The following is a 4268-nucleotide window of genomic DNA, read 5'->3' as shown; positions in this document are numbered from 1 at the left end:
CGTATCATTCGGCTTAGCCATGGGTCAGCTCCTTATAAGCTGGTTTGTGGTTAGCGGGCTTCGGGTGTTGGTCGCACTCGAGGCCCGCGTCTTTTTCGCCCTCGAAATCACAGGGCAGTGCCGTTCGGTCCTATCCCTACGGGATGGATTTGCCGGCCCCTCCATCATCCTCCTACTGGGTTTTTATCCAATTCCCGGGCTTCTGAGAGAGCCTGCGGAAATGTCCGGGTGAGCTGTCCGGCGTTTCCAGGGCCTGTAGGGCGGATAGCGCCATGGGCGTTATCCGCCGATGTCGCGGATAAGCGGCGCATAACCGCGAGCGGTTATGCGCCCTACGGACTGCGGAGTGTCTGGAGGAGATGTCCGGCGTTTCCAGAGCCTGTAGGGCGGATACCGCCACAGGCGGTATTCGCCCTACTAAAGCCCGGCCCAGGTCTCGATGTGAGAATTTTCCGAGACATCATCGCGTTCCTTGTCCGCCCGCGATCCGCTGTCCATACCCATTGGGCAACACTTTCGTTGCGCCAATCCAAAGGAGAGTCAAAGGATGTCGAAGACTAAGCACTGGTCCGGCGAGACCTGTCCGAAGACCGGGACCTATGGTCAGCATGATGACAAGGACGACAGCTACGCCGGCGCGAAGCATGACCGCCAGGTGGACAAGGGCGAGACCTTTCCGCCGTCGCTGAACAATCATCACTTCGAAGAGAAGTGACGGCCGGGCCACGGGGCCGCTGGCGGTCCCGTGGCTTCGAGGGCGCTCCTGCCCGATCCCGCTGTTTTCGCCTCAGAACGCCAGCAGGTAGCGCAGGGTCAGCTGGTTGCCTTCGCTGCGGTTGCGCGCGCCGCTTTCGGCGTAGAGGTTGGCAAACAGCGTTTGCCTGCCCTGGCTGTACATCACCCCCGGGCCTATGCCGAAGACCTGCTCGCGCGAGTCGGCCTGCCGGTGGCCGTCGATGCGGTCGGCGCTGATCTGCTTCAACTGGTAGCCGGCCAGGCCCACCCGCCAGTGTTCGTCGAGCGCGTAGGACACCGAGAAGTTGGCATGCAGCGCCTGGCCGGACTGGATGTCGTCGGCGCCCAGGCGCGGCGAGGGATCGTCGTTGCGGCTGATCCAGGCGTAGTGCAGGCGGCCGCTGAGTTCCAGGCGCTCGCCCAGTTCCCAGGTGAAGGCGTAGTGCGGGTTGAAGATCCAGGTGTTGCTGCCGGTGTTGATCGCGGCGTCCTTGTCGTAGTCGCCGGTGGGCAGCGAGAACACGAAGTTCAGGCGTTGCCAGTAGGGGCGGCCGAACAGGGCGGTGGGGCCCCATTGCAGCATCAGCGGGCTGACGATCAGGTCGCCCTGGCGGGTGCGCCGGCCGTCCGGGCCGCCGTCGACGTCCAGGTCCAGGCGTACCAGCGGCAGCAGGACTTCCGCGCCATAGTGGGCGCCGAGCAGGGTGTTTTCGCTGAGGTAGGCCAGGTGCGGCAGGACGGTGGTGCTGCGCACGCGTTGCCGGCCCGGCACCGAATGGCCGCCGGCATCGCTGGCGCCGTCCGAGCGGTAGTGTTGCAGCGGCAGCTCGAAAAGCAGGCCCGGTCGGGCGATACCGTCGAGGAAGCTGGTGTTGCCGAGCGCCAGCGGCGGCAGGGCGACGGCGTCGGCGCGGGCTTCCAGGCAGAGCAGCGAGGAAAGGGCGCCGACGGTTTGTAACAGGGATGCACGCATGGAGTGTTCTCTTTTTCTTCGGCTCAGAGCAAGCGGATCGGGTAGTCGACCACCACCCGGTATTCGTCGGAGCTGGAGTTGCCGCGGGTGTTGCCGGGGGCGGTGTAGCCTTTGCCGGGGCGGTGGGTGGCCCAGCGCAGGGTCACGCTGAGGCCCTTGGCCGGACCGGCGGGGAAGGCGTAGCGCAGCGACAGGTCGCGTTCCCAGTGCTGGGCGTTCTTGCCATCGGGGTTGTAGAGGTAGCCGTAGCCCGCGCTGTCCGGGTCGACCCGGGTCAGGTCGGCCTCGCCACGGCCGTAGGCGGCGCCGAACTGCCAGTCCGGGGCGGCGAGGAAGGCCAGGCTGGCCTGGTACTGGATCTTCCACGAGCGCTCGCCGGGGCCGTTGAAGTCGGCGTACTGCATGGCGTTGCTTTCGTAGAGGAAGGTCCGGTCGTTCTGCGCGATGAAGTCGAACGGGGTGTCACCATCGACCTTTTGCAGGCTGAGGCTCAGCGACTGGTCGCCGCCGGCCAGGGTCAGCCCGGCGTTGTAGAGGTCGTTGTCGATGCGGCCCAGTTGGCTGCGGCCCTGGTCGCGGGTCTTGTAGTAATGCAGCCAGGGCGTCAGGGTCAGTTGGCTGGATAGCTGGAACGGCTGGCTGAGGCCGAGGTAGTGCTGGTTCCAGATATCCGCCAGGCGCCCGCTGTAGAGGGTCGCGAGGGTTCCGCCGGGGCCTTTGTAGTTGGCGCCGAGCCAGGCGATGTGCGGGCTTTCGCGGTCGGCGGCGATGCCGCCCTTGGTGCTGTTGCCGTAGCCGGTGGTGAGGTGACTGTGGCCGCTCTGGTTGCGCAACCGGGTGGCTTCGACGAAGCCGGCGTCGAAGTCGAGCGACGAGAAGTGATAGTTCCTCAGGGTCACCCCGCGATAGCTCTGCGGGATCATGCGGCTGACCCCGCTGGCGATCACCGGGTTCTCCAGCAACTGGTCGCCGATCTGGACCAGGCTGTCCAGGCCACGCAGCTTGAGGGCCGCCCCGGCGGCGGAAAATTGATCCTGGGGGCGTCCGCGAGCGTCCAGCGGCAGCACGCCGGAACCGCCACTGCCACCGCCGCCGTCCAGGCGCAGGCCGTAGAAGGCGTGCGCATCCAGGCCGATGCCTATCGGCGTGTCGGTATAGCCGGAGCGGAACGACAGCATCAGGCCCTGGGCCCATTCGCGCTGGTCGCGGCGGGCGGGCGTGTCGTGGTTGTCGCGGGCGAAGTAGTAGTTGCGGATGAAGCCGTTCAGCGTCGAGCCTTCGATGAAGCCCGGCGGCACCTTCATTTCGGCTTTCTGCCGCTGGTTCAGGCCGCTGCTGATGTTGTCGCGATGGCCCAGGGAGTCGTCGGCCAGGCAGGCCTCGCCGCCGACCAGCAGGCCGAGCGCCAGGACGGTGGGCCACGGCCGGGGAATGGCGCGTCGCATGCGGACCTCCGCTGTCGGGGGATTGGAAGCGGCCATCCGGCGCGGGCGCCTGGATGGCCGGGGCAGGGCGGGATTACTTGGCTGCGGTGAGCAGGCTGAAGCTGGTCATCAGGTTGCGATAGTCGGGAATGTGGTTGGAGAACAGCGCCCCCAGCCCTTCGATATCGTTGCGCCAGTCGCGGTGCAGTTCGCAGGCTACGCCAAACCAGTTCATCAATTGCGCGCCACCGGCGACCATGCGTGTCCAGGCGGCGTCGCGGGTGACTTCGTTGAAGGTACCGGAGGCATCGGTAACGACGAACACCTCGAAACCTTCCTCCAGCGCCGAGAGCGCGGGGAAGGCGACACAGACCTCGGTGACCACGCCGGCGATGATCAGTTGCTTCTTGCCGGTGGCCTTGACCGCCTTGACGAAGTCTTCGTTGTCCCAGGCGTTGATGTTACCCGGACGAGCGATGTAGGGCGCCTGCGGGAACAGTTCCTTCAACTCCGGTACCAGCGGCCCGTTCGGCCCGTTCTCGAAACTGGTGGTGAGGATGGTCGGCAGCTTGAAGTACTTGGCCAGGTCTGCCAGGGCCAGCACGTTGTTCTTGAACTTGTCCGGGTCCTGGTCGCGGACCAGCGAGAGCAGGCCGGTCTGGTGGTCGACCAGGAGGACGGCGGCATCGTTCTTGTCGAGACGCTTGTATTGGAAGGACATGGCTTTCTCCTTGCTATCGGGGGAAGGGGGCGCGGGTTGCCCCGTACGCGATGATCACTTGCGCTGCGAATCCAGTTGCTCGTGGTTGTTGACCACGGCCTGGGCCTTGGCGTAGCTCTCGATCAGCAGTTGGTAGTGCGGGAATACCGCGCTGTAGGCTTCGGCGAACTGCACGGCGTCGTCGCGGTGCCAGGTGCGCTGGATTTCCGAGCAGACCGCGGCGGTGTCTATCGGCACCACGCCGGCCTGGACCACCCGTGCCAGGGTGATTTCCTGGGCCATCTTGGAGTAGGTGCCGGAGGCGTCGATCACCGCGAACACCTGGTAGCCGTCGTGTACCGCGGCGATGCTGGGGAAGGCCATGCACACGCTGGTGATGGTGCCGGCGATGATCAGTTGCTTCTTGCCGGTGGCC

General features: G+C 65.7%; 5 protein-coding genes. 1 reads left to right on the top strand and 4 read right to left on the bottom strand.

Going from position 1 to position 4268, the window contains the following annotated elements:
* The first annotated feature begins 547 nt into the window (after window positions 1-547).
* Window positions 548-715: a hypothetical protein gene (locus tag HMPREF2886_RS34620; RefSeq protein ID WP_162839821.1), complete on the top strand. Its 168-nt coding sequence runs from the start codon at window positions 548-550 to the stop codon at window positions 713-715.
* Between the two features lie 72 nt (window positions 716-787).
* Here HMPREF2886_RS34620 and HMPREF2886_RS19110 read toward each other — a convergent pair whose 3' ends face one another.
* The 4 genes from HMPREF2886_RS19110 to HMPREF2886_RS19095 form a co-directional block, all read right to left on the bottom strand.
* Complete coding sequence (locus HMPREF2886_RS19110; RefSeq protein WP_042170847.1) at window positions 788-1708, bottom strand: SphA family protein; 921 nt, start codon at window positions 1706-1708, stop codon at window positions 788-790.
* Window positions 1709-1731: 23 nt separating this feature from the next.
* Window positions 1732-3153 (bottom strand): OprD family porin, encoded by a 1422-nt coding sequence (locus tag HMPREF2886_RS19105; protein ID WP_033973657.1) that lies wholly within the window; start codon window positions 3151-3153, stop codon window positions 1732-1734.
* Window positions 3154-3226: 73 nt separating this feature from the next.
* The gene (gene ycaC, locus HMPREF2886_RS19100) at window positions 3227-3853 is read right to left on the bottom strand and encodes an isochorismate family cysteine hydrolase YcaC (protein WP_003162910.1); all 627 of its coding nucleotides are present in this window, start codon (window positions 3851-3853) and stop codon (window positions 3227-3229) included.
* A gap of 54 nt (window positions 3854-3907) precedes the next feature.
* The coding region (locus tag HMPREF2886_RS19095) for an isochorismatase family protein (protein WP_139148409.1) at window positions 3908-4268 on the bottom strand (361 nt) is incomplete at its 5' end.

This window comes from Pseudomonas sp. HMSC066A08 (assembly GCF_001813025.1).
GTDB lineage: Bacteria > Pseudomonadota > Gammaproteobacteria > Pseudomonadales > Pseudomonadaceae > Pseudomonas > Pseudomonas aeruginosa.
This window is presented reverse-complemented; position numbering and strand designations above follow the sequence as displayed.

Excerpts from the sequence above, each read along its gene's own strand:
- HMPREF2886_RS34620 (WP_162839821.1), top strand. The coding sequence starts at position 548 with ATGTCGAAGACTAAGCACTGGTCCGGCGAGACCTGTCCGAAGACCGGG.
- ycaC (WP_003162910.1), bottom strand. The coding sequence starts at position 3,853 with ATGTCCTTCCAATACAAGCGTCTCGACAAGAACGATGCCGCCGTCCTC.
- HMPREF2886_RS19110 (WP_042170847.1), bottom strand. The coding sequence starts at position 1,708 with ATGCGTGCATCCCTGTTACAAACCGTCGGCGCCCTTTCCTCGCTGCTC.
- HMPREF2886_RS19105 (WP_033973657.1), bottom strand. The coding sequence starts at position 3,153 with ATGCGACGCGCCATTCCCCGGCCGTGGCCCACCGTCCTGGCGCTCGGC.